At 70.8% G+C, this 20864-nt stretch carries 22 protein-coding genes and 1 pseudogene; 6 read left to right on the top strand and 17 right to left on the bottom strand.

Going from position 1 to position 20864, the window contains the following annotated elements:
* The gene (locus E1294_RS11940) at nucleotides 1–609 is read left to right on the top strand and encodes a TetR/AcrR family transcriptional regulator (RefSeq protein ID WP_132507796.1); all 609 of its coding nucleotides are present in this window, start codon (nucleotides 1–3) and stop codon (nucleotides 607–609) included.
* A gap of 310 nt (nucleotides 610–919) precedes the next feature.
* Here E1294_RS11940 and E1294_RS11935 read toward each other — a convergent pair whose 3' ends face one another.
* Both E1294_RS11935 and E1294_RS11930 read right to left on the bottom strand, forming a co-directional pair.
* Nucleotides 920–1696: an ABC transporter permease gene (locus tag E1294_RS11935; protein WP_132507794.1), complete on the bottom strand. Its 777-nt coding sequence runs from the start codon at nucleotides 1694–1696 to the stop codon at nucleotides 920–922.
* Nucleotides 1693–2637 (bottom strand): ATP-binding cassette domain-containing protein, encoded by a 945-nt coding sequence (locus tag E1294_RS11930; protein ID WP_132507792.1) that lies wholly within the window; start codon nucleotides 2635–2637, stop codon nucleotides 1693–1695. The genes E1294_RS11935 and E1294_RS11930 overlap by 4 nt, the downstream gene beginning before the upstream one ends.
* Nucleotides 2638–2686: 49 nt before the next feature.
* Between E1294_RS11930 and E1294_RS11925 the strand changes: the two genes are divergently transcribed.
* Nucleotides 2687–3451 carry a TetR/AcrR family transcriptional regulator gene (locus E1294_RS11925; RefSeq protein WP_132507790.1) on the top strand — a complete coding sequence of 255 codons (765 nt, stop codon included), beginning with the start codon at nucleotides 2687–2689 and terminating at the stop codon, nucleotides 3449–3451.
* Here the strand turns inward: E1294_RS11925 and E1294_RS11920 are convergent.
* Entirely contained in the window at nucleotides 3425–4561 is a 1137-nt protein-coding gene (locus tag E1294_RS11920) for a DUF885 domain-containing protein (protein WP_132507788.1), read from the bottom strand. The genes E1294_RS11925 and E1294_RS11920 overlap by 27 nt on opposite strands.
* Nucleotides 4562–4674: 113 nt before the next feature.
* Between E1294_RS11920 and E1294_RS11915 the strand changes: the two genes are divergently transcribed.
* The gene (locus E1294_RS11915; RefSeq protein ID WP_132507786.1) at nucleotides 4675–5346 is read left to right on the top strand and encodes a TetR/AcrR family transcriptional regulator; all 672 of its coding nucleotides are present in this window, start codon (nucleotides 4675–4677) and stop codon (nucleotides 5344–5346) included.
* A 172-nt stretch (nucleotides 5347–5518) separates the two neighbouring features.
* On the opposite strand, the gene E1294_RS11910 is transcribed toward E1294_RS11915, so the two are convergent.
* Nucleotides 5519–5881 (bottom strand): MerR family transcriptional regulator, encoded by a 363-nt coding sequence (locus E1294_RS11910; protein WP_132507784.1) that lies wholly within the window; start codon nucleotides 5879–5881, stop codon nucleotides 5519–5521.
* 76 nt (nucleotides 5882–5957) lie between these two features.
* Between E1294_RS11910 and E1294_RS11905 the strand changes: the two genes are divergently transcribed.
* Nucleotides 5958–6593: an SDR family NAD(P)-dependent oxidoreductase gene (locus tag E1294_RS11905; protein WP_132507886.1), complete on the top strand. Its 636-nt coding sequence runs from the start codon at nucleotides 5958–5960 to the stop codon at nucleotides 6591–6593.
* Between the two features lie 112 nt (nucleotides 6594–6705).
* Here E1294_RS11905 and E1294_RS11900 read toward each other — a convergent pair whose 3' ends face one another.
* The 6 genes from E1294_RS11900 to E1294_RS11875 all read right to left on the bottom strand — a co-directional run bounded on the left by E1294_RS11900 (nucleotide 6706) and on the right by E1294_RS11875 (nucleotide 12930).
* Nucleotides 6706–7404, bottom strand: coding sequence for a GNAT family N-acetyltransferase (locus tag E1294_RS11900; RefSeq protein WP_220447688.1), 699 nt, complete (start codon nucleotides 7402–7404; stop codon nucleotides 6706–6708).
* Between the two features lie 71 nt (nucleotides 7405–7475).
* Entirely contained in the window at nucleotides 7476–8564 is a 1089-nt protein-coding gene (locus E1294_RS11895; protein WP_132507782.1) for a hypothetical protein, read from the bottom strand.
* A 229-nt stretch (nucleotides 8565–8793) separates the two neighbouring features.
* Nucleotides 8794–9306 (bottom strand): SRPBCC family protein, encoded by a 513-nt coding sequence (locus E1294_RS11890; RefSeq protein WP_132507780.1) that lies wholly within the window; start codon nucleotides 9304–9306, stop codon nucleotides 8794–8796.
* Nucleotides 9303–9674 (bottom strand): metalloregulator ArsR/SmtB family transcription factor, encoded by a 372-nt coding sequence (locus tag E1294_RS11885; RefSeq protein WP_132507778.1) that lies wholly within the window; start codon nucleotides 9672–9674, stop codon nucleotides 9303–9305. Before E1294_RS11885 ends, E1294_RS11890 begins: the two co-directional genes overlap by 4 nt.
* Nucleotides 9675–9881: 207 nt before the next feature.
* Nucleotides 9882–11654 (bottom strand): NAD+ synthase, encoded by a 1773-nt coding sequence (locus E1294_RS11880; protein ID WP_132507776.1) that lies wholly within the window; start codon nucleotides 11652–11654, stop codon nucleotides 9882–9884.
* Nucleotides 11655–11715: 61 nt separating this feature from the next.
* Nucleotides 11716–12930: an MDR family MFS transporter gene (locus tag E1294_RS11875; protein ID WP_246082956.1), complete on the bottom strand. Its 1215-nt coding sequence runs from the start codon at nucleotides 12928–12930 to the stop codon at nucleotides 11716–11718.
* A 59-nt stretch (nucleotides 12931–12989) separates the two neighbouring features.
* On the opposite strand from E1294_RS11875, the gene E1294_RS11870 reads away from it, so the two are divergent.
* Nucleotides 12990–13955 carry a DUF5937 family protein gene (locus E1294_RS11870; RefSeq protein ID WP_132507774.1) on the top strand — a complete coding sequence of 322 codons (966 nt, stop codon included), beginning with the start codon at nucleotides 12990–12992 and terminating at the stop codon, nucleotides 13953–13955.
* Here the strand turns inward: E1294_RS11870 and E1294_RS11865 are convergent.
* Together E1294_RS11865 and E1294_RS11860 are read right to left on the bottom strand one after the other, a co-directional pair.
* Entirely contained in the window at nucleotides 13946–14956 is a 1011-nt protein-coding gene (locus E1294_RS11865; protein WP_246082955.1) for a terpene synthase family protein, read from the bottom strand. The genes E1294_RS11870 and E1294_RS11865 overlap by 10 nt on opposite strands.
* An 8-nt stretch (nucleotides 14957–14964) precedes the next feature.
* Entirely contained in the window at nucleotides 14965–15510 is a 546-nt protein-coding gene (locus E1294_RS11860) for an EF-hand domain-containing protein (RefSeq protein ID WP_132507772.1), read from the bottom strand.
* A 175-nt stretch (nucleotides 15511–15685) separates the two neighbouring features.
* Here E1294_RS11860 and E1294_RS11855 point away from each other — a divergent pair, with 175 nt between their 5' ends.
* Complete coding sequence (locus tag E1294_RS11855; protein WP_132507770.1) at nucleotides 15686–17047, top strand: glutamine synthetase family protein; 1362 nt, start codon at nucleotides 15686–15688, stop codon at nucleotides 17045–17047.
* 78 nt (nucleotides 17048–17125) lie between these two features.
* Here E1294_RS11855 and E1294_RS11850 read toward each other — a convergent pair whose 3' ends face one another.
* The 5 genes and pseudogenes from E1294_RS11850 to E1294_RS52630 all read right to left on the bottom strand — a co-directional run.
* Nucleotides 17126–18388: a tyrosine-type recombinase/integrase gene (locus E1294_RS11850; protein ID WP_132507768.1), complete on the bottom strand. Its 1263-nt coding sequence runs from the start codon at nucleotides 18386–18388 to the stop codon at nucleotides 17126–17128.
* 1 nt (nucleotide 18389) lies between these two features.
* Nucleotides 18390–18587 (bottom strand): helix-turn-helix domain-containing protein, encoded by a 198-nt coding sequence (locus E1294_RS11845; RefSeq protein ID WP_132507766.1) that lies wholly within the window; start codon nucleotides 18585–18587, stop codon nucleotides 18390–18392.
* A gap of 183 nt (nucleotides 18588–18770) precedes the next feature.
* Entirely contained in the window at nucleotides 18771–19958 is a 1188-nt protein-coding gene (locus E1294_RS11840; protein ID WP_181958488.1) for a DUF3631 domain-containing protein, read from the bottom strand.
* A 189-nt stretch (nucleotides 19959–20147) separates the two neighbouring features.
* Nucleotides 20148–20543 (bottom strand): hypothetical protein, encoded by a 396-nt coding sequence (locus E1294_RS11835; protein WP_132507764.1) that lies wholly within the window; start codon nucleotides 20541–20543, stop codon nucleotides 20148–20150.
* A gap of 28 nt (nucleotides 20544–20571) precedes the next feature.
* Nucleotides 20572–20864, bottom strand: a pseudogene (locus E1294_RS52630) (bifunctional DNA primase/polymerase); the annotation flags it as partial.

The raw sequence follows: 20864 nt of genomic DNA, 5'->3' as shown, positions 1-20864 counted from the left end.
ATGATGATCCAGGAACCAGCGGTTGCCCGCCCCGCGGGCCGTCCGCGCAGCGAGAAGGCCGAGAAGGCGATCGTCGAGGCGACCCTCGATCTGCTTGGCGAAGGCATGGGCGTGTCCGAGCTGTCCATCGAGGCGATCGCGTCGAGGGCGGGCGTCGGCAAGACGACGATCTACCGGCGCTGGTCCAACAAGGAAGATCTGGTCGTCGACGCCCTCGCCACGCTCAAGGCGCCGCTGCCGGAGCTCGGCGGCACATCGGTACGCGACGACCTGATCAGCCTGCTCGACGCCATGCGCAGGGAATCGGCCCAGCCTCGCAGCCGCTGCGTGATGAACATCGCGATGAGCGAGGCCGATCGTTATCCGCGGCTGATGGAGCGGTTCGTCAAGCGGGCCATCACTCCTCGCAGGCAGGCGATGCGCGCGGTGATCGAGCGCGGCATCGCCTCCGGCGAGCTCAACCCCGACCTGGACGTCGACATGGGCATGGCGTTGCTCTCGGGGACGATGCACTGGCACACCAAGTGGGCGCCCGAGGGCGAACTCGCTCCCGACCTGGCCGAACGGGTTGTCGACATGGTCATGGCAGGGATAGCGCCTCGACCCTGATCGACCCGGTGGCCCGGTCGGCCCCCTGTGCCGGTGGCAGGCCCCCTGCGGCCGCGTCAGGGCCTGTGCCAGCGGTGACAGGCCCGCAGCCGCGTAAGGGCCTGCGCCCGTGTCAGGCCCCGTTAGCCTGGTCGGGGCCTGTGGCCTGGTCAGGGACTGTGCCGGTGTCGGGGCCTGTGGCCTGGTCAGGGCCCGTGCCGGTGTCGGAGCCCGTAGCCGGATCAGGGCCTGTGCGTGTTTCCAGGTGGGACGGCACGCAACCGCGTCCGGCCTAGGTGTCCGGTTGCCTGGTTCCAGGTGGGCGCGGCGGCTAGGCGGCGGTTCTGCGGCGGAAGAGCAGGGCCGCGGCCGGGACGCTGATCACCACCACGCCGACCAGCCACGCCGCCGCCACCGCCCCCGACGAGCCCACGGGCCGGTCGAGGAGCAGTGCCCGCAGCGCCTCGATGATCGGTGTGGCCGGCTGGTTGTAGGCGAAGTCACGCAGCACGCCCGGCATCGTCTCCGCCGGGACGATCCCGTCCGAGAGGTACGGCAGGAAGAGCATCGCGAAGCTGAACGCTCCCGCCGCCTGGGTCGACCTGACCAGGAGTCCCCACACGACCGCGAGGGCGGACATCGCCAGGACGTATCCCGCGACCAGCGCCAGCACCAGAGCCCAGTCGGTGAGGGTGGCGTCGGGGCGGAACCCGAGGATGATCGCGGCGAGAAGGGCGATGGCGGACGATGCCACGTTGCGCACCACCGAGGCCACGACGTGTCCCGCGGGCACCACCCAGCCGCTGATGGGCAGGGTGCGGAAGCGATCGATCATGCCTCCGGTCAGGTCTTCGGAGATGTTCACGGCGGACAGGGCGGCTCCGTACCCGCCTGACATGAGCAGCACGGCGGGGACGACGAAATCGATGTAGGGCAGGCCGCTGGAGCCGGTGGTGATCGCGCCGCCGAACACGTACACGAAGAGCAGCATGATGATCACGGGCAGCGCCGTGTTCACGATGAGGCCGTCGAGGACGCGCAGTTCGCGGCGCAGGTCGCGGGCGACGAGGCGGCGCAGGTCGCCGGCCGAGGTGACGAGGGCGCTCATGCCGCGGCCGCCGTGAGCTCGAAGAACACGTCGTCCAGGGTGGGGGCGCGCAACGCCACGTGCTCGACGTCGATCCCGGCCCGGTCGAGCAGGTCCAGTGTCCTGCGCAGGTGCCTGGGATCCTGGACGGCCACGGTGACCTCGCGGGCGTCCGGGCCGAGGTGGGCGTCGGCGAGCGCGGCCCCGGCGCGGGATACGTCGTCGGCCCGCGACAGGCGCATCACCAGGCGTTCCGAGCCGACCTGGCGCTTGAGCGCGGCGGGGGAGTCATCGGCCACGACCCGCCCGCCGTTGATCACCACGACGCGGTCGGCGAGGTGGTCGGCCTCGTCGAGGTACTGGGTGGTCAGCAGGATGGTGGTGCCGGAGGCGAGCAGTTCGCGGATCACCGACCACAGTTCGGCCCGGCTGCGCGGGTCGAGCCCGGTGGTGGGCTCGTCAAGGAAGAGGATCCTGGGGTTGGAGATCATGCTCGCGGCGAGGTCGAGGCGGCGGCGCATCCCGCCGGAATAGGTCGAGACCCGGCGGTTGGCCGCGGCGGTCAGGTCGAAGCGTTCGAGCAGCTCGCCCGCTCGCCGCCGGGCCTGCCTCCCGCCGAGGTGGTAGAGGCCGGCGAACAGCTCAAGATTCTCCCGGCCGGTCAGCAGGCCGTCGACCGTGGCCTGCTGAGCGGTCAGCCCGATCATGCGGCGCACCGCGACGCCCTCGCGGGTGACGTCGTGGCCGCCCACGGTGGCGGTGCCGCCGTCCGGCGCGAGCAGGGTGGTCAGGATGCGCACGGTGGTGGTCTTGCCGGAGCCGTTCGGGCCGAGCAGGGCCAGCAGCGAGCCGGTGGGCACGGTCAGGTCGATCCCCGCGAGCACCCGCGTGCCGCCGAAGGACTTGGTCAGTCCTCTGACGTGAACAGCTTCTGTGAATGGCGTACTGTGTATGACGTTCATAGTTTTACGATAATGCAGAATCCTAGGAGTGAGTCAAGGAGGAACCCGAATGGCGCAGGAGTGGTCGTTGCCGCCCGTCGTGGAGCGGTTGTGGGGGCGCGAGCCGGTCCCGCGCCGAGGGCCGAGACCGCGGCTCGACCTGGCCATGATCACCTCGGCTGCCATCGAGATCGCCGACGCCGAGGGTCTGACCGGGGTCTCGATGGCGAGCGTGGCCTCGCGGGTGGGGGTGGCGGCGACGGCGCTCTACCGATATGTCGGGAGCAAGGAAGACCTCCTCACCGCGATGGCCGACTTCGTCGTGCCGATGCCGCCCGACGCCGCGGGCCGGCCCTGGCGTGACTACCTCGCGCTCTGGACCCGCGCCCAGCGCGACATCCTCCTTGAGCACCCCTGGTTGTTGCCGATCGCGCGGCTCAGCCCGCCGCTCGGCCCCAGACGGCTGCTCTGGCTTGACCGCCTGCTCGCCGCGCTCGACGGCCTGGGGCTGGACGACGGAGAGAGGATCAACGTGGCCAGCGCCCTGGCCGGCTACGCGCTGACCGACTCGGCGCTCGTCACCACGGTCGGCGTAGGAGAGGCGCAGCTCGACGACGGGGGCATCGAGGGGGCCGGCGACTACGGCGAGGTCCTCGCCGGGCTGCTCGACCCCGAGACCTACCCGGCGCTGTCGGCCGCCGTGCGCGGGGGCGCGCTGCGCGGCGCCGAAGGATGGGTCGACGACGACTTCCGCTTCGGCCTCGAACTGCTCCTCGACGGCGTCGAGGCGCTGATCGCGCGGCGCGCGTCAGGGGATGATGCCGGCGGGAAGTAGCTGTTCGGTGAGCAGGCGGCGGACCCGGTCCGGCGTGGTCGCCCAGGGCCGCAGGAGCTCCCATCCATGGAAATATCCGAACAGGTACGGGCTTGTCGGCGATGGCTTGATCAGCCCCATGGCCAGCGCCACCTCGCTCTCGCTGTACAACGCCCACCGACCCAGGTAGGCGGCCAGGTCCGCCTCGCTCCTCCCCTCGTCCGCCATGAACACGGCGTTGCCCCAGACGCCCCACAACACGTTCTTCGCGTTGTGGATCGCGGCCAGGTCGCTCCCGTCGGGCCGGATACCGGCCTCGGGAAAGACGTGCTCGTCTAGCCAGGCCCGCGCCGCGTCGCCGGGGAAGACGATCTCCTCGGCGAGCAGGCCGAGGCCCTCGCTGAGCACGAACGACGGCGACACCATGAACCGTACGCTCTGGTCGTGCCGGTGCTCCTTGAGCATCGACTCGGCGATGTGCCCGGGATGGCCCTCGTGCGCGATGACGTACAGCAGGTCGGCCAGGTTGAACGGGATCGCCTTGTTGACGTGGATCGTGGACTTCAGCCCACCCTCGTACGCGCCGGCCGCGTGGAACGCCGCCCCCTCCACGAGCCGGACCTCCACACTCTCCTCCGGCAGCGGGATGATCGCACTCGTCCGCGCCCGCGTCTCGGCCACCGCCCTGGCCGCCAGCTCCGGAAGCCGCTCGATCGGCTGCAGCGTGTGGGCCGCCTGCCACGCCCGCATCCGGTCGGCCAGCGACCCGCCGGTCCTCGGGAGCGCCGCGTCCAGCTCCGCGTGCGCCTGCTCGAACACCTCCTCGGGCAGCCGCCGCGGCTCCAGGCCCAGGCACTCGCGCGCGTACTCGGCGAGTGGCAGCCGCCCGCCGTCCAGCCGGCGGGCGACGGCCCGCAGCGCGCGCACCTGCGCGGCCAGGTATGCCGACGGGGCGGACTCCAGCAGCCGATCCGCCTCCCCGGCCAGCTCGCCGGGGGGCGCCGGCGCCTCCGACTCCGCCGTCGCCCGCCACTCCGCCGGACCCGAGTAGATGAGCAGGCCGCCGCCCAGCAACTGGTTGACCCGCAACGCCAGCATCGCGTAGTCGTGCTGCCACCGCTGTTCTGCCATGGATTCTCCTCCTTCGTCCTGGGCGGCCTAAGCTAGCCGTACGGTTTTCCGTACAGTGCACGGAAGGGGGACGGAAAGGGCGCGGAGAAAGGGCGCGGAAAGGAAGTGGGAGCGTGCCGGAGTCCATCTGGTTCCGCGACGACGACCGGCCACGCCGGCCGCGCCTGACGCGCGAGCGCATCGTCACGGCCGCCGTCGCGCTGCTCGACGCCGAGGGTGGGGCCGGGTTCTCGATGCGGGCGCTGGCCGCGCGCCTGCGGGCGGGGACGATGTCGCTCTACGAGTACGTCAGGAGCAAGGAGGACGTCCTCGACCTGGCCCTCGACGAGGTGATCGGCGAGATCGAGCCCGCGGAGGCCGGCCCGTGGCGGGAGCTCCTGGTGCGCCAGCTCACCCAGAGCAGGCAGGTGATGCGCCGCCACCCCTGGGTGCCCGCGCTCACCGCCACGCGCCCCCTGCTCGGACCGAACGCGGTGGCCCGCTCCCGCGTGTTCTACTCCGCGCTGGCCGAGGCCGGGCTGAGCGGCGCCACGCTCGTCGCCGCCGTCGGCACGCTCAGCTCGTACGTCAACGGCTTCGTCGCATCGGAGAACACCTGGTGGGACACCGTACGCACGCCCGAAGCCGACGCCGAGATCCGTGGCAAGGTCAGCCGGCACCTTGACGACCACGTCGACGAGCTAGCCCGGCACGCCCAGGTGGACAACGGCGATTTCGACGCCCAGTTCCTGCTCGGGCTCGACCTCATCCTCGACGGCATCGTGACTCGCCTGCCACCCGGTTGAGGGAGCCGGCCGATGCCGGATTCCCCGGGCGCGATCGTTCCCGGCCTCCGCGGGACCGCCACGAACAGCGCAACGCGGGTCCCGGCCTGCGCGGCTCGTGGCGCTGACCGTGATCATGGTGACCGGTGGCCGCCCCTGGCGCGGTGGCTCGGGCGGGAGCCGGTCCACGCGGTCACCGCTGTTCCGTGACGGCCGCCAGCAGGGAGTCGAGCGCGCGCTGGGACGTCTGGAGCCGTTCGATGGTCTCGGCGATGCGCCGGCGCTCCCTCCGCAGGCTGCCGGCCATGCCCTGGCACCCGGACGGCACCATCCGCCCGCCGTCGTCATGCACGCAGTCGAGCAAACGCGCGATCACCGACGTCGGCAGGCCCGCGCCGAGCATCGCCCGGATGTGGCGGACGGCGGCCACGTCCGCGTCGCCGTAGTCGCGGTAGCCGTTGGGCAGCCGCGCGGGCCTGAGCAGGCCCTGCTCCTCGTAGTAACGCAGTAGCCGCCTGCTCACCCCGGTCTCCCGGGCCAGGTCACCGATCCGCATGTGTTCCCTTGACCTTCACATCGATGTGACGCCTTACCGTCTCACTGTCCAGGCCAACAACGCGAAGGAGCCGATGATGCCGGGTGTGGTGGTGATCGGGGCGGGACCGGGGATCGGGCGGTCCGTCGCCCGCCGGTTCGCGAAAGAGGGCATGGAGGTCGCCCTCGTCTCGCGGTCAGGGACGACGCTGGATCTGGACGGGGCACGCGCCTACCGGGCCGACAGCGCCGACGAGGACGAACTGCGCGCCGCGCTCGACGCGGCCGCCGCCGATCTGGGCACGCCGGACGTTGTGGTCTACAACGCGGCCGTCATCCGGCCCGACACGCCCGCCGAGGCGAGCATGCGTACGCACCTCGGCACCTGGGCGGTCAACGTGGTAGGTGCGCTGATCACGGCCGCGCACGTCGCACCCGCCATGGCCCGGCGTGGCGGCGGGTCTTTCCTCATCACCGGCGGGATGCCCGAGCCCAAGGCGGCCTACACCAGCCTCTCGCTCGGCAAGGCCGGTGTGCGGACCCTGGTGGACCTCCTCGGCGAGCAGTGGGGGCCGTCGGGTGTGCACGTGGCCAGCGTCACCGTGGCCGGGCCCGTCGCGCCCGGCACGGACTTCGACCCCGACGACATCGCCGAGCACTACTGGCGCCTGCACACCCAGCCGAGGTCCCGATGGGACCGGGAGGTCGTGCACGGAGGCGGCGCCGGTGGGTGAGCCCGGCACCCGCCGATGGCGGGTGTCCGTATGGGAGAGGCGGTGGCGGTCAGTGAGGTCGGACCGGGAACGGGGTGCCCGCGGGTCGTGTCAGCCGGCCCGGTGGCTCCCCTTAGCGGGTGAGCTTCCACAACCAGCCGATGGCGCGGAGCCCGAGCCGCGCCGCCACCCGCTGCGAGGAGTGGTTGTCCGCGCTCGTGCTGTAGAACAGGCGGGTGCCCGGCAGGAGATCGGCCCAGGTGGCGGTGGTCGCCGCGGCGAGGCCACGACCGCGGAACGCCGGTGCGGTCCACACCCCCGCCTCGGCGCCGGCGGTTGTCAGGCGCGCGGTGTGGCAGATGGCGGCCACCTGGTCGTCCGCCACGACCATTGCCCAGGGCGCGCCGTCGCGGCCGTCGAGGAGGTCGTCCCACTCATCGCGGGCCCAGGTGCAGGGTCGCAGGGAGCGTACGCGCTCGGCGTGCGCCGGGTCGTCCGACCGGAGCACTCCGGCTGCGGGAGCGTCGAAGGGCACCGGTGACGGCGGGATCAGGTAGCACGGCCCGCTGGACACCGTCGTCGTCTCTCCGAGGAGCACGCGGCACTGCTCCAGCACCTCCGGCGGCTGACAGGGGGTTGAAGGGTCGCCGCGGGCGACCAGATCGAGCAGCCGGGCGGTGAGCGCGCCGGGCACGTCGTGTCGCACCGCCGCGGTCATGCCGTCGGCCGCCACACCCATCACCAGGTCTTCCGGACCGGGCAGACGGCCGTGGTCGTCGAGGCGCCAGATGACGCCGATCTCGATGGCCAGCAGGTCGACGTCGCGAATCACGGTGGGTCTGCCTCCAGGTCGGTGCGGTGTAAGGACTGCTGCGCGGGACGTTCTGCCCGGGGACGAGTCTCTCATTTCGGGGCCGAGCCGGTGGCAGGGTCTGGCTCGGGTGGGGAATCGACCAGGGTGAACGCGGTGGTCGCGGCCACCCTGCCGTTGACGATCACGTCGAGCTCCCTCCCGCCCGGTGGCTCGTCACGGGTGGTGACCGGGCGGAAGGAATGGTTCTTGTGCAGGGTGAACGTCGCGCCGGGGCCACCGGCCGCCCGCTGGCCCAGGTGGAACACGCGGCGCGAGCCCGGGCGCCGGATCGCGTATTTCAGCAGCATCGGCCCCGGCGCGCCGGCCGTGACCGTGACGGTGAAGGACAGCTTCCCGCCGATGGGCACGGTGTCGGCCTCCAGGGCCAGCGCGTCGACCGCGCCGCTGCCCGGGGTGACGCCCATGAGCGCGAGCGCCTCGGGGTGGCCCGTGCGCAGCAGCCCGCGTGCCGCGTGCCGCAGCACCTTCTCCACGTGGGAGCCGCCATCGGACCGCCAGCGCGCGAGCAGCTCAAGAGCCACCTGGGGATGGTCTTTGGCCAGGTCGTTGACGTGGTTGGCGACCGAGCGGCGCACGTATTCGCTCGGGTCGTCGCGCAGGCGGTCGAGCAGGGGCAACGTCGGCCCGGGCGTCATCAGCCAGGCCACCCGCCCGGCCCACGGCAGCCGGGGCCGTGAGCCCTCGGAGGCCAGACGGCGCAGGTGCGCGTCGGGGGACTCGGCCCACGCATGCATGATCTTGAGTGCGTCGTCGTGATAACGCTCCAGAAAGGGGCGTACGGCGAACTCGCCCGTCGCGTACGGCGTGAGCGTGGCCAGCGTGGCCATCGCGGGCTCCAGATGTTCGAGCCCCGCGGTGGCCGTGTGGTCGGTGGCCGGCCAGCCGCTCCACATGTCGAGCCGCACCCGGGACGCGCCCTCGCGCACGATCTCGGCGGCCCGGGGATAGGGCAGCGGCAGCGCCTCGTGCAGCGCCGCCGCGACATGCCTGACGCGGTCTTTGAGCTCCAGCCCGCCGAGCCCGGCCAGGGCCCGCTCGGTGAAGCGGACGCGGGGGAACGGCGCCCAGGCCGCGGTCAGCCCTTCGGCCAGGACCTGCACGGAGGCAGAATTGATCATTTCTTTCAGTGGTCGGGGCACGGGCGATACTGTGCCAGCCGCCACCGACAGTTCTCGCCCTTCACGGCGCCGGCCCTTCCTGCGCGCGCCACTGAGGTGCGCAGGGGCACACCCGGCGACGCCCGCCTGCCCGCCGCCTGTGATCGGCCCGCCTGCCCGGGGCGCCACCGGGTGCTTGGAGGAGGCCGCCGGCGGCGCCGCGCCGGCGGCCTATGTGCTGTCCGGTGAGCTAGGCGCTTTCCGGCGCCTCCGGCGACAGATCGCGGTAGTACGCCTGCATGGCGGGGTGGTAGTCGTCGAAATCAGGCGTGGGTGAGCCGTCGCGGGAGGCCACGAGCATGTCGAGGTAGTACTCCCAGCCGGGCCCGACGTCGCCGGCCATGTCCGTGCCGTCCAGGTGCTGGACGAAGCGCAGATCCGTCGTGCCGGCGGATTCCGACAGCAGCACCTCGACCCGCCAGGCCCCGAACGCGTCGATCGCCGACACGGCCAGCCGGTGCGGCGGCTCGCAGGCCTCGATGCGCAGCTCACACCAGGGCTCCTGCTCCTCGTGCACCATCCGCACCTTGATCGTGCGGCCGGGCGCGGCCTCGCCCTCCCAGGGGCCGAACCAGCGGGCCGTGCGCTCGGACTCGGTGATGCTCGCCCACACGTCCTCGGCGGGCGCGCGGAAGGTCCGGGTGAGAACGAGATCGTCTCCTGAGGCCGTGCCGAACAGCCGGCCGGTGGGGATCGGGCTCATGCGGTGTTCTCCTCGCTGCTGTTGGTGTTGGGGCGGCTGGTGTTGGGGCGGCGCTCGCGGCGCGTTCGGTAAACCTCTGTCTCCAGTGCGTCGAAGCGGTGCTCCCACCCGGACGGCCGGGCGAACTGGGAGAGCCAGGCGAGCAGCTCGCCGAGCCTGCCGGAGTCGAGCGCGTAGAGGCGCTGCCTCCCGACCAGCTCGTCGCGCACCAGGCCGCTCTCTCTGAGCACGCGCAGGTGACGGCTCACGGCCGGCCTGCTGATCGCGAACTGCTCGGCGATCTGCCCGGCGGACAGCCGCCCGTCGCGCAGCATCTCCAGGATCCGCCGCCGCACCGGGTCGGCGATCGCTCCCGCCACTTCGTCCACGCAGAAAGCGTAACCTGTAGGTTACGCGTTGGCCAGAGTCCGGGTGCGTCTGGGCAACCTCCGGTTGCGCGTGATGACCGCAGGCGCGGGATGACCGAGCGGATCCGGCTCGGTGCAGCCCTGGGGCTCGCGTCAGCGCCGGCCCGCGGGCGTCGCGGGTGCACGACTCCCGGGCCTGGGCCTGGCCGCCATGGGCCAGGGTGGGGATCAGCCCGTGGACTCGCGCCACCTGTTGGTGATCGGCAGGCGGCGGTCCCGGCCGAAGTTCTTGGGAGTGATCTTGGGGCCTGGCGGATACTGCCTGCGCTTGTACTCGGCCACGTCCACCAGCCTGATCACCCGCGTCACCAGCTCGGGATCATGGCCGGCCGCGATGAGCTCCTGGGAGCCCATGTCCTTCTCCACGTAGTCGTCCAGCAGCCGGTCCAGCACCTCGTACGGCGGCAGCGAGTCGGTGTCGCGCTGCCCGGGCCGCAGCTCTGCGCTCGGCTCCTTGGTGATCGAGTTCTCCGGAATCGGCCGCTCGGCCTCTATCAGGAAGGAGGGGCCGGAGTGGGTGTTGCGCCACCTCGACAACTCCCACACCATCGTCTTCGGCACGTCCTTGATCGGGGCGAAGCCGCCCGCCGAGTCGCCGTACAGCGTGGAGTAGCCCGTCGCGAGCTCGCTCTTGTTGCCCGTCGTCAGCACCAGGTGGCCGTGCTCGTTGGACAGGCCCATGAGGATCATGCCGCGCACTCTGGCCTGGATGTTCTCGGCTGCCAGGCCGGACAGGTCGATCTCCTTCTCGTAGGCGTTGACGATCTCGGCGATCGGCACGATCGCCGACCTGACGCCCTGCCTGCGCACCAGCTCTTGCGCGTCGGTCAGCGAGTGGTCGGAGGAGTAGCGGGACGGCATGAGCACGACGTGGACGCGCGAGGGGCCGATGGCGTCCGCGGCGATCGTGGCCGTCAGGGCCGAGTCGATGCCCCCCGACAGGGCCAGGATGACCGACTCGAAGCCGTTCTTGGCCACGTAGTCGCGGACGGCCAGCACCAGCGCGGAGTAGACCTCGGCATGCGGGTCCAGCCGCTCGGCGATGGGGGCGGGCGCCGGGGGATAGGAGGCGACCGGGTCGGCCGACAACACCAGCCGCTCGACCGTGATCGTGGTGCCGTCCCCCGCATCGTACGGGAACGTCCCCGTCTCCGCCTGCGAGGGCGACAGGTCGAGGTCCACGACCAGCAGCTCCTCCCTGAACTGGCCGGCCCGCGCCAGGAGCTCGCCCGAGCCGTCCACCACGATCGAGTCGCCGTCGAAGACCAGCTCGTCCTGCCCGCCGACCTGGTTGACGTAGACGAGCGCGCACCCCGCCTCGCGCGCCCTGCGCGCGCACAGCTCCAGGCGGACGTCGTCCTTCTCCTTCTCGTACGGCGAGGCGTTCGGGACGACGAGCAGCCCGGCTCCCGCCTGCCCGGCGACGGACACCGGGCCGCCGTCCTGCCAGAGGTCCTCGCACACCGCGATGGCCACGTCGACCCCGTGCAGGCGGAAGACGGGCAGCCGGTCGCCGCGCACGAAGTAGCGGTATTCGTCGAACACCCCGTAGTTGGGCAGGTGGTGCTTGGCCGTACGGGTGACCACCTCGCCCTTGAAGAGCAGCGCGGCGGCGTCGAGCGGCGCGCCCTTCGGCTGGCCGGTCCTGGGCGCCAGGCCGGCGCGGTCGACGTAGCCGACGACCACGGGCAGCTCGCCGAGTCCTTCCCGGTCCAGCCTGCGCGCCACCTCTTCCAGGGTCCTGATGCTGGCGTCCACGAACGACGTACGCAGCACGAGGTCCTCGACGGGATAGCCGGTGAGGAACATCTCGGTGAAGACGACCAGGTGGGCACCGCGTTCGGCGGCGTCGCGGGTCCACACGATCAGCCGGTCCGCGTTGGCCGCCAGATCGCCGACGGTCGGGTTGGTCTGTGCCAGGGCAATCCGCAGTTGAGCCACGCGCACAGCCTAATACGTCCCGATTTTTATCGTCCAAGCGACGAAAAGTGACATATGTCGCTCAACGGCGCCGGATCGCGGGGCCGAGCGCCAGCATGCCGAGCGCCGACATCGCGCCGACCCCGCCGATCGTGAACCACAACGCCTTCGAGCCCAGCTCCAGCAGCGGACCGCCGATCAGCGGCGCCAGCACCGCGGCCATCGACCACGCGAAGCCGAACAACCCCGAGTACCGCCCGCGCAGATGCGCGGGGGCGAGCGCGGCCACGACGGCGCCGGGGACGCCGGCCGTGATGATCTCTCCCGCCGTCCACACCGCGATCGTCACGGCCAGCCCGAGCGTGCTGGTGACGAACGCCGTCATCGCGAACCCCAGCCCCATCACGGCCAGCCCCGTCGCGAACGTGCGGGAGGCGTCCCTGCGCCCGAGCCAGCCCGACACGAGCGGCTGCACGAGGACGATGAGCACCCCGTTCAGCGCCATGGCCAGCCCGAACTGCCCCGGCGACAGCTTCACGACCTCCGTCATAGCCACCGGCAGCATGGTCATCGTCTGCCCGTAGACCAGCGCGTGGCCCAGCACGACCAGCGTGAACCCCACCATCACCCGGTCGCGCAGCACCACGCCGAAGCCGCCGGCGGACTCCCTCGCCTCCGGCCTGGTCTCCGGCACGGCCCGCCACACCAGCGCGGCGAAGACCACGCAGGAGACCGCGTCGATCCAGAACAGCCAGACGAAGCCGAGCTCCGCCAGCCGGCCGCCGCTCGTCATGCCGATCGCGTAGCCGAGATTGATCCCCCAGAACAGCAGCCCGTACGCCCGGGGCCGTTCCGAGGGGGAGACCAGGTCGGCGACCAGGGCGGTCGAGGCGGGCCTGTAGACGTCGATCACCAGGCCGAGCGCGAACATGGAGACCAGGATCGCCGGCAGCGTGGAGCTGTAGCCGAGCGCCAGCATGCTCACGGCGGTGGCCACCATGCCGCCCGACAGCGTGGCCCGGCGCCCGATCCGGTCCGTGAGCACCCCGGCGAGCAACTGCGACAGCAGCGAGCCGGCACCGTAGACGCCCATCACGAGTCCCGCCGCGGCCAGCGACAGGCCGCGGCTCTGCGTCAGGTAGACGCCGGTGAAGGGGACGACCATGGTGCCCAGGCGGTTCACCAGCGTGCCGCCCCACAGGGCCCAGAACGGGCGGGGCAGCCCGCCCACCATGGACTGGAGGAAGGACGGCTTCCCCTGCGGGTCTGACGGCTTCTCGGCAGCGATGCGTGACACGCAAGGAATCGTGATATGTCCGTCTTTGGGTTGCGAACGATTTAGGGCAGACTAAAAGCATGTCGATCACCTGGGTGCTCACCCCGGAGGACGTCGCCCGCATCCGGTTCGCGTTCTCACCCATGTGGGAGCTCGTCGCGAGCCTGCGCACCCTCCAGGGGCCCGCCCGGCAGTCAATCCACCTGCCGTGGATCAAGGCCGTCCGGCCCCGGCTCGCCGGGCTCGACCTGAGCGAGCTGTTCGCGCTCGTCCCGCCGACCGGCTACCTGGCCGACTTCATCACCCCGCCGCCGGACACGCCGATGCCCGACTTCGCCGCCGAGCTCGACCGGGTCAGGCGTACGCCGCCGGAAACGGCCCGGCGGGAGGCCCTGCGGGTCGAGGGAACCGACCGGGCGGTGGTCGAGCGGTTCACGGCCGACCCCGAGGCGGGCGTGGCCAGGGTCGCGCGGGCGCTGGAGGCGTACTGGAAGACGTGCTTCGCGGAATTCTGGCCGCGCGTGTACGGGCTGCTGGAGCGCGACGTGCTGCGCCGCTCCCGCCGGCTGGCCGAGGGCGGTGCGCGCCAGTTGTTCGCCACGCTTGACCCCGCCGTCACCTGGACGGGGGAGAAGCTGCTCATCGACCGGCCGTGGTGCGCGGTCGAAGGGGTGCGCGGCGACGGCCTGGTGCTGGTGCCCAGCGCGTTCTGGTGGCCGTCGGTGGGGGTGATCACGGCGCCGTACCAGCCGATGCTCGTCTATCCCGTGCTCGGCGTGGGCACGCTGTGGGAGCAGGGGCCACCGCCCGCCCCCGGCGCGCTGGCCGCGCTGATCGGCAGGAGCAGGGCGCAGATCCTCCTCGCGCTCGCCGAGCCCGCCACCACCACGGCCCTGGCCGCCCGCATGTCGCTCACACCGGGCGCCGTCAGCCAGCACCTCGGCGTGCTCAGTGGCGGCGGGCTCGCGGTGGGGATGCGGATCGGCAAGCAGGTCGTCTACCGCCGCACCCCCACGGGCGACATGCTCGCGTGCGGTCATGCGTAGCGCTGGGACTCCAGCAGCCAGTCGAGGTGGGCGCGCGGCGCCGCCAGGTAGGCGCAGGCGACCTTGCTGACGTCCCTGGCCGCCTTCGGCGCGAGATCGGCGAGCGGCAGCCGCCTGGCCGCCTCCTGCATGTCCTGACATCGATCGGCGATCCGGTCCAGCACCCACGCGGTCGCCTCCCGCTCGCCCAGCCCGAGCTGACGCATCGCGAGCACGACGAGGTTGTGCACGTCGCCGCGCTCCTTCGGCCGCGAGGCGACGTCGTTGCACCACGCGGTGACGTCGCTGCAGGCGTCCACCAACCGGCGCCAGGGCTCGCCGTCGTGGACCCAGCCCGGCACCTCCACCCGCAGGCACGGCTCCACCAGGTCGTACAGGTAGGGCCCCACCGTGCCCCTGCGGAGCTCGGGATATTCCTCCAGCGTCGGCATCCGGCCGGCCGCCCTGTTGTCGGCCTCCGTACGGCACGCGTCGTGCTGTCGCTGCAACCCCACCGCGAACCTCGACCGCCACCGGTCGCTCATCCGCGCGCTCGTCACCCGCCACAGGTCGGCGAACGCCGCCTCCAGCGGATGGCCGGCCGCGCCCCTGAGCATGCCGTCGAAGATGTCCAGCCGGCACGACCCCTCGTCCAGCTCGTCGTCCAGATGGAACAGCCACGTCAGCCACTGCGCGAACAACGCCGCCGCGGCCGCGTCGAACTCGGCGAAGGCCCGGCCGGCCATCCGGTGGAAACCGACGCCGGGATCGGCGCGCAGGCCGGTGCGCCTGGCCCAGTCGAGGACCGCGGCCTCGATCGCGTACACGGCCGGGTGCATCCGGCACGGCGCCGCCATCGCGGGCACCCGCTCGGTGAGCGGCAGCAGCGCCACGGCGGCCGAGCCGCCCCTGCGCGGCAGGGGCAACATGGACGTCAGCGCCGAACGCAGCGCGGTGCGCACCGTGGCGAACACGGTGGTGCTCGTGGTGCTGTTCACGGTCATCTTCGCGGTCGTCTTCACAGGGGTCTTCACAGCGGCCCGAAGAGCCAGTTGCCCGCGGCGTTGGGGTCGCCGCTCCTGTAGTACTCGGCAGCGGCCCGGACCAGCCCGTCCACGGTGAGCGTGCCCCTGCCCTCCCTGTCGAGCCGGTCGAACGCCTCGTCCACGTCGTCGTAGGCCACGCCGAACGCGCACAGCAGCGTACGGAACTCGGCGGGGCCGACGATTCCGTCCCCGTCGGCGTCGCACAATTCCGCCACCGCCACCGTCGCCGGCCTGAACACCGGGTCGTAGCGGTCGCCGGTGACGAACGCCGCCGTCATCCCCTTGCGGAAATCCTCCCGTGCGACACCGGAGTCGCCGTCGCGCTCGAGCGCCAGCGACAAGGTGGACCAGATGCCGTCGAAGCTGCCGACCAGGCTCGCCCCGGTGACCGAGGTGGGGGACTCCCCGAAGCCCACCAGAATGCGGGCGCCCAGACCCAGCAGGTCCTCACGCTCGACGACGCCGTTGCCGTTCGCGTCGATGTGGTCGAACGCTCGATCGAGCTTGTGATTGAGCAGGTCGATAGCCACCAATGCCTCCCCCGAGACTGACTGCGTGATCACAGTAAGTCGGGGCGGGCCCTTTGTCAGCGAGGCTCGCACCGGCTTGTTCACGGGCCCCTCCCACGGCACCCCCCGTAACGTGTGCGAAACACGGACACGGCATCCTGGTAAGGGACCCGTACTGTCGTCTTGAGGGGATGCCGTGGACCGCCAGCAGGAGTTCGTGCTCCGCACGCTCGAGGAACGCGACATCCGGTTCATCCGGCTGTGGTTCACCGACGTGCTCGGCTTCCTCAAGTCCGTCGCGATCGCCCCCGCGGAGCTGGAGGGCGCGTTCGCCGAGGGCATCGGCTTCGATGGCTCGGCCATCGAGGGCTTCGCCCGGGTCTACGAGTCCGACATGCTCGCCAAGCCCGACCCGGCCACGTTCCAGATCCTGCCCTGGCGCAGCGAGACGCCGGGCGCGGCGCGCATCTTCTGCGACATCCTCATGCCCGACGGCTCGCCGTCCCACGCCGACCCTCGCTGGGTGCTCAAGCGCACGCTCGCCAAGTGCGCCGACATGGGCTTCACCTTCTACACCCACCCCGAGATCGAGTTCTTCCTGCTGAAGAACCGGCCCGAGCCGGGCGGGCGGCCCGAGCCGATCGACTCGAGCGGCTACTTCGACCACACCCCCCACAGCGCCGGCCACGACTTCCGGCGCCAGGCGATCATGATGCTGGAGTCGATGGGCATCTCGGTGGAGTTCAGCCACCACGAGGGCGCGCCCGGCCAGCAGGAGATCGACCTGCGCTACGCCGACGCGCTGACCACGGCCGACAACATCATGACCTTCCGCCTGGTCATGAAGGAGGTCGCGCTGGAGCAGGGCATCTGGGCCTCGTTCATGCCCAAGCCGTTCACCGAGCACCCGGGCTCCGGCATGCACACCCACATGTCGCTGTTCGAGGGCGACCGCAACGCCTTCTACGAAGCCGGCACCGACTACCGCCTGTCCAAGATCGGACGCTCGTTCATCGCCGGGCTGCTCAGGCACGCCGCCGAGATCACCGCCATCACCAACCAGTGGGTCAACTCCTACAAGCGGCTCTGGGGCGGTGCCGAGTTCATCGCCGGTCAGGGCGGCGAGGCGCCCTCCTACGTGTGCTGGGGCCACAACAACCGGTCCGCGCTGGTCCGGGTGCCGATGTACAAACCGCACAAGGGCGGTTCGACGCGCATCGAGTTCCGCTCGCTCGACTCGGCGTGCAACCCCTACCTCGCGTTCGCGCTGATCCTGGCGGCCGGGCTGAAGGGCATCGAGGAGAGCTACGAGCTGCCCCCCGCGGCCGAGGACAACGTGTGGACGCTCACCAGCGCCGAGCGGCGGGCCCTCGGCATCCAGCCGCTGCCCGGGTCGCTGGACGAGGCGATCGCCGTCATGGAGCGCAGCGAGCTGGTGGCCGAGACGCTGGGCGAGCATGTCTTCGACTTCTTCCTGCGCAACAAGCGGGCCGAGTGGCGCGACTACCGCCGCACCGTCACCGAGTTCGAGCTCAGCCGCTACCTGCCCGTGCTGTAAGTCCAGGTCAGCGGCGGTTTTCGTCCGAATGACAGCGCTGGGTCAAGGGTGTAGCGCCCATGACCCAACGTTGTCTCGCTAGCTCTGGGCCGTCTGTGGGCCGTCGGACTGAGATTTCGTAGTCTCATAGACCCCGTCCACGGCCCGGCGGGTCCGTCCCTCGCTGCTCGGCATCAGGTGCGTGTAGACCCTGAGAGTGAATCCTGGGTCACTGTGGCCAAGGTACTGGCTGAGAGCCTTGATGCTCTCGCCGGCGTCCAGCAGAACCGAGGCGTAGAAGTGCCTCAACGCATGCATGCCGTGCTCGCGGGCAGCTTGATGTCGCTCTCCGCTCTTCGGCTCCGGGATGACGCCGCCCCTCACGAGAGCGGGCTTCCAGGCGTACATGTTGAAGTCGCTCCGCCTGACCGGGCCGCCGTCCTTCCGGGAGAAGAGCAAGACCTTGGTGACCGGGGGTCCGTCGGGAGTGCGCCAGGGCAGCGTGACCTTGGCCGGTGGGTAGAGCTCCAGGTGTGCCTTCACCACCTCAGCTACGCGGTCCGAGAGAGGGACGTCACGCTCTTTCTCCCGCTTGGGAGGAGCGAAGACCAGGCGACCGTTGACGACCTTGACCTGGTAGGCAACGTGTAGCCAACCGGCCTCGAAGTCCAGTTCGTCGAGCGGCAAGCCGAAGATCTCGCCTTGCCGAAGCCCGCATCCGCCGCCGAGGTCGGTCATGGCCTGGTAGTGCTCGGGGAGTCCCGCCCGGACTGCGAAGACGCGTTCAGCCGTCCACGGCTGAACGCGTCCGCGGGCGGGAATGGGTGCTCTGACTGATCGTGCACTGCACGGATTCTTGGTCAACAGGCCGTCGTCTATGGCGGCGGTGAACACGGCGGACACGCTGCCGAAGATGACGCGACGGTAGGACGATGCGGGAAGCGAACCCTCCAACTCGCTCAGCCACTGGCGAATGTGGCCAGGCTGAAAGGAGTCGAGCGGGCGCGTACCGAGGTAGGGGATGGCGTGCCGGCGGAGCTGTGTCGCTACGGACACTCGAGTGCTCAGGTCCGTGGTCTGGGAGGCCAGCCAGCGGTCGGCGTATTGCCCGAAGGTGATTCGGGCGGCACGGGGGTCGATGTACTGCCCGCGTGACATGTCGGCCTCAATGCTGGTCAACCATTCCTCTGCCCGGCGCTTCTGACGGTCTGGAAAGGAACAGCTTTTCTCGGTGCCATCAGGACCGACGTAGCGGGCGCGGTATCGCATGCCTGTCCCGTACCGGTCGGTGCGGACGCGCTTGGGTTTGCCGTCGGCTCCGGCCTCGGTCTTGTACCAACGGTCTTGAACGTGTCCAGCCACGTCAGCCCTCCTCTCGCTGAGTCTGCTTTGCGACCCACGCGAGTACCGCCGTCAGGTCGTAGCGGAGGTGACGGCCGACACGGAATCCGGGCGGGCCTGTGCGCTTACGCCGCCATTGGTAGACGGTCTCCTTCGGCACGTTGAACATCTCGGCCAGATCCTCGGGGGTGAGAAAGTGCGGTGCTGCTGTCGTTGGCATGATGGATGTGCCTCTCTGATGGGGTGCGGCCCCTGCCGGTTCTGCTTTGCCAGCGCTTCCGGCGGGGTCGCTTCAGGTGTCATTCGCAGGTGGTCTTGGGCGTTTTCTGGAGGGGTAGCCGTCCCAGCCGTCCCAGCCTCATTTGTGCTGGTCAGGCTGGGACGGCTTGTTTTGCTGGGACGGCTAAGCCGTCCCACGGTCCGAAGCCGTCCCGCGCTGACCTGCGATGACAAGGCTGGGACGGCTGGGACGGCTACCCCCCTCGAACAGCGGGATTTCGGCGTGCGGCGGGGCGTCCGGAGGTGTCGGCGTGGGGCAGTAGCGTGCCCAGGCGTCGGTGAAGTCGGCTCGTTGGTAGCCCTTGGCCTGGGTGCCGTCGGTGAAGCGGATGTTGGCTGAGCGGATCTCGTACTCGCGCAGGATGACTCCGAGCTTCATCGCGGTGAGCCCGGTGGGTCCGTAGTCGGCCCAGGGCGCTTCAGGGTCGGCCTTGAGCCGTTCCAGCAGGGTTGCGGTGGGCAAGGCGGGATCGGTGCCGAAGGCGGTGCGGCAGTCGGCCAGCAGCCGTACCCGGGCGGAGGTCTGGCCGTTGTCGTCGGCTTCGGCGGTGAGGGCGAGGACGGCGGCGCGGGCGTCGTCGGGCCAGTGGCCGCCGGCGTGGTCGGCCACGGCGACGAGCGGTTCCCAGGTGTCGGCGGCGCGGTCTTCCACCGGCATGGCGGGTTCGGCCCGCTCCAAGACGGCCAGGTCGGCGCGGAGCCAGGCGCGCAGCTCGGCTGCCAGCTGGCGCAGAGCAGGCCGGTCGCGTTTGTGGCGGTAGGGCGAGACAGTTTCGCCGGGTCCGCGGCGGCGCATGCGGATGACGACGGCGCGGTCTTCGATGGTGTCGGGCATGGCGCCGATTCCGGCGAGTGCGGCCATGGCGAAGGTGGGGATGCTCTCCACGCGGTGGGTGTTGGCGTCGTAACGTTTGGCCGGCCGGTTGCGCTGGTGTCCGGCATTCAGCAGGCCGCGGAGGTCTTCGTTGCCGTCGGCTTTGGGGCCGAAGATGGTGTCGGCTTCGTCGACGAGCATGGTGGGAGGGTCGTCGCTGATGGAGCGGTAGACGGCGGCGCTGCTGCTGTTGACGGTGATGAACGGTTCGTGGCAGGTGGCCTCCACCACGTCCAGCAGCCGGGACTTGCCGCAGCGCTTCTCCGGGGCGCGGATGACCAGGCGTGGGGCGTGTGCCCAGGCGGGTTGGGCGTGGGTGGCGGCGATCCACAGCACAACGGCGTTGGCGGCCTCCGGCGTGGGGAGGATGACGTATCGGGTGAGTGCGGCCAAGAGCGCGTCCAGCAGGGTCGCGCCGTGGCTGTTGGGTTGGTTCACGAGATCAGTGCTCCCAGAGTTGCGGTGGTGCGGTCATGCGGCGACGGTGCGGGGGCGTTGGGCGCCCGCGCGTAGGCCGGATGCGATGGTGGCTCGGGCTTCGGCCGGTGGGCGGCCTCGGCGGACGCTTGCCGGTTGTCGCCGAGGCCGCGTCCGGTCGTAGCGGTTGCGAAAGCGGCTGCGGTTTGATCAGCCGAACTCTCCTGGCCAGTACGTGATCGGCCACGCACCCCTGGTCCCGGGCTCAACGAACAACCGGGCGCTGAACTCGTACCACCCGACCCGGCGTAGGTCGAACGTGGCGTAGCCCTGACGGATCGTCGCTCGTACCCGGTTGGCGCCGCCGTCGAGGACAGTCAGCGGGTCGTTCACCACGGCGTCGGGTGGGAAGTGGATGTGCCGGATGTACTCGGCGACGGCCGCCGTCATTCGCTCGGAGCTGACGTGACCAAGCACGTACAGATGATCGTGGTCCTCGCTGTCATAGAGATCGAGGCCCGCAGCAGGAAATCCCTTGGGGGGCCGGTTGCGGCGGCGGTGCCAGGTGGCCAGCAGACCGCGAATGACGTGGGAAAGGATCAACATGAACGGGGCCTCCGAACGTGTGCTGCGGTCATGCGGCGACGGAGCGCGGGCGTTGGGCGCCTGCGCGTAGGCCGGATGCGATGGTGGCTCGGGTTTCGGCCAGTGGTAGTCCGGCGTCGCCTCCTCCCTGTTCCAGCAGGGTTGTCACCTCCTGCTGGTTGAGCGCGCCGCCGGCCACGAGTTGGCCCAGGGCGATGGCGGCGAGGTAGAGGGCGCCGTTGCGCTGGCCTATCGGGGCGGTGGTGATGCGCTGGAGTTCGCGGGTGAGGGCGGCGTGTAGGTAGGCGCCGCGCCGCCCGTCGGGCAGGGTGAGCCGTACGG

It is taken from the genome of Nonomuraea diastatica (assembly GCF_004349015.1).
In the GTDB taxonomy this organism is placed as follows: domain Bacteria; phylum Actinomycetota; class Actinomycetes; order Streptosporangiales; family Streptosporangiaceae; genus Nonomuraea; species Nonomuraea diastatica.
Note: the sequence above shows the minus strand (reverse complement) of the source record. Positions and strands in the feature narration are given on the sequence as shown.

Bases quoted from the DNA above. Each gene is read 5' to 3' on its own strand.
- E1294_RS11940 (WP_132507796.1), top strand. From the start codon at position 1: ATGATGATCCAGGAACCAGCGGTTGCCCGCCCCGCGGGCCGTCCGCGC.
- E1294_RS11935 (WP_132507794.1), bottom strand. From the start codon at position 1,696: ATGAGCGCCCTCGTCACCTCGGCCGGCGACCTGCGCCGCCTCGTCGCC.
- E1294_RS11930 (WP_132507792.1), bottom strand. From the start codon at position 2,637: ATGAACGTCATACACAGTACGCCATTCACAGAAGCTGTTCACGTCAGA.
- E1294_RS11925 (WP_132507790.1), top strand. From the start codon at position 2,687: ATGGCGCAGGAGTGGTCGTTGCCGCCCGTCGTGGAGCGGTTGTGGGGG.
- E1294_RS11920 (WP_132507788.1), bottom strand. From the start codon at position 4,561: ATGGCAGAACAGCGGTGGCAGCACGACTACGCGATGCTGGCGTTGCGG.
- E1294_RS11910 (WP_132507784.1), bottom strand. From the start codon at position 5,881: ATGCGGATCGGTGACCTGGCCCGGGAGACCGGGGTGAGCAGGCGGCTA.
- E1294_RS11905 (WP_132507886.1), top strand. From the start codon at position 5,958: ATGCCGGGTGTGGTGGTGATCGGGGCGGGACCGGGGATCGGGCGGTCC.
- E1294_RS11895 (WP_132507782.1), bottom strand. From the start codon at position 8,564: ATGATCAATTCTGCCTCCGTGCAGGTCCTGGCCGAAGGGCTGACCGCG.
- E1294_RS11890 (WP_132507780.1), bottom strand. From the start codon at position 9,306: ATGAGCCCGATCCCCACCGGCCGGCTGTTCGGCACGGCCTCAGGAGAC.
- E1294_RS11870 (WP_132507774.1), top strand. From the start codon at position 12,990: ATGTCGATCACCTGGGTGCTCACCCCGGAGGACGTCGCCCGCATCCGG.
- E1294_RS11845 (WP_132507766.1), bottom strand. From the start codon at position 18,587: ATGCCAACGACAGCAGCACCGCACTTTCTCACCCCCGAGGATCTGGCC.
- E1294_RS11835 (WP_132507764.1), bottom strand. From the start codon at position 20,543: ATGTTGATCCTTTCCCACGTCATTCGCGGTCTGCTGGCCACCTGGCAC.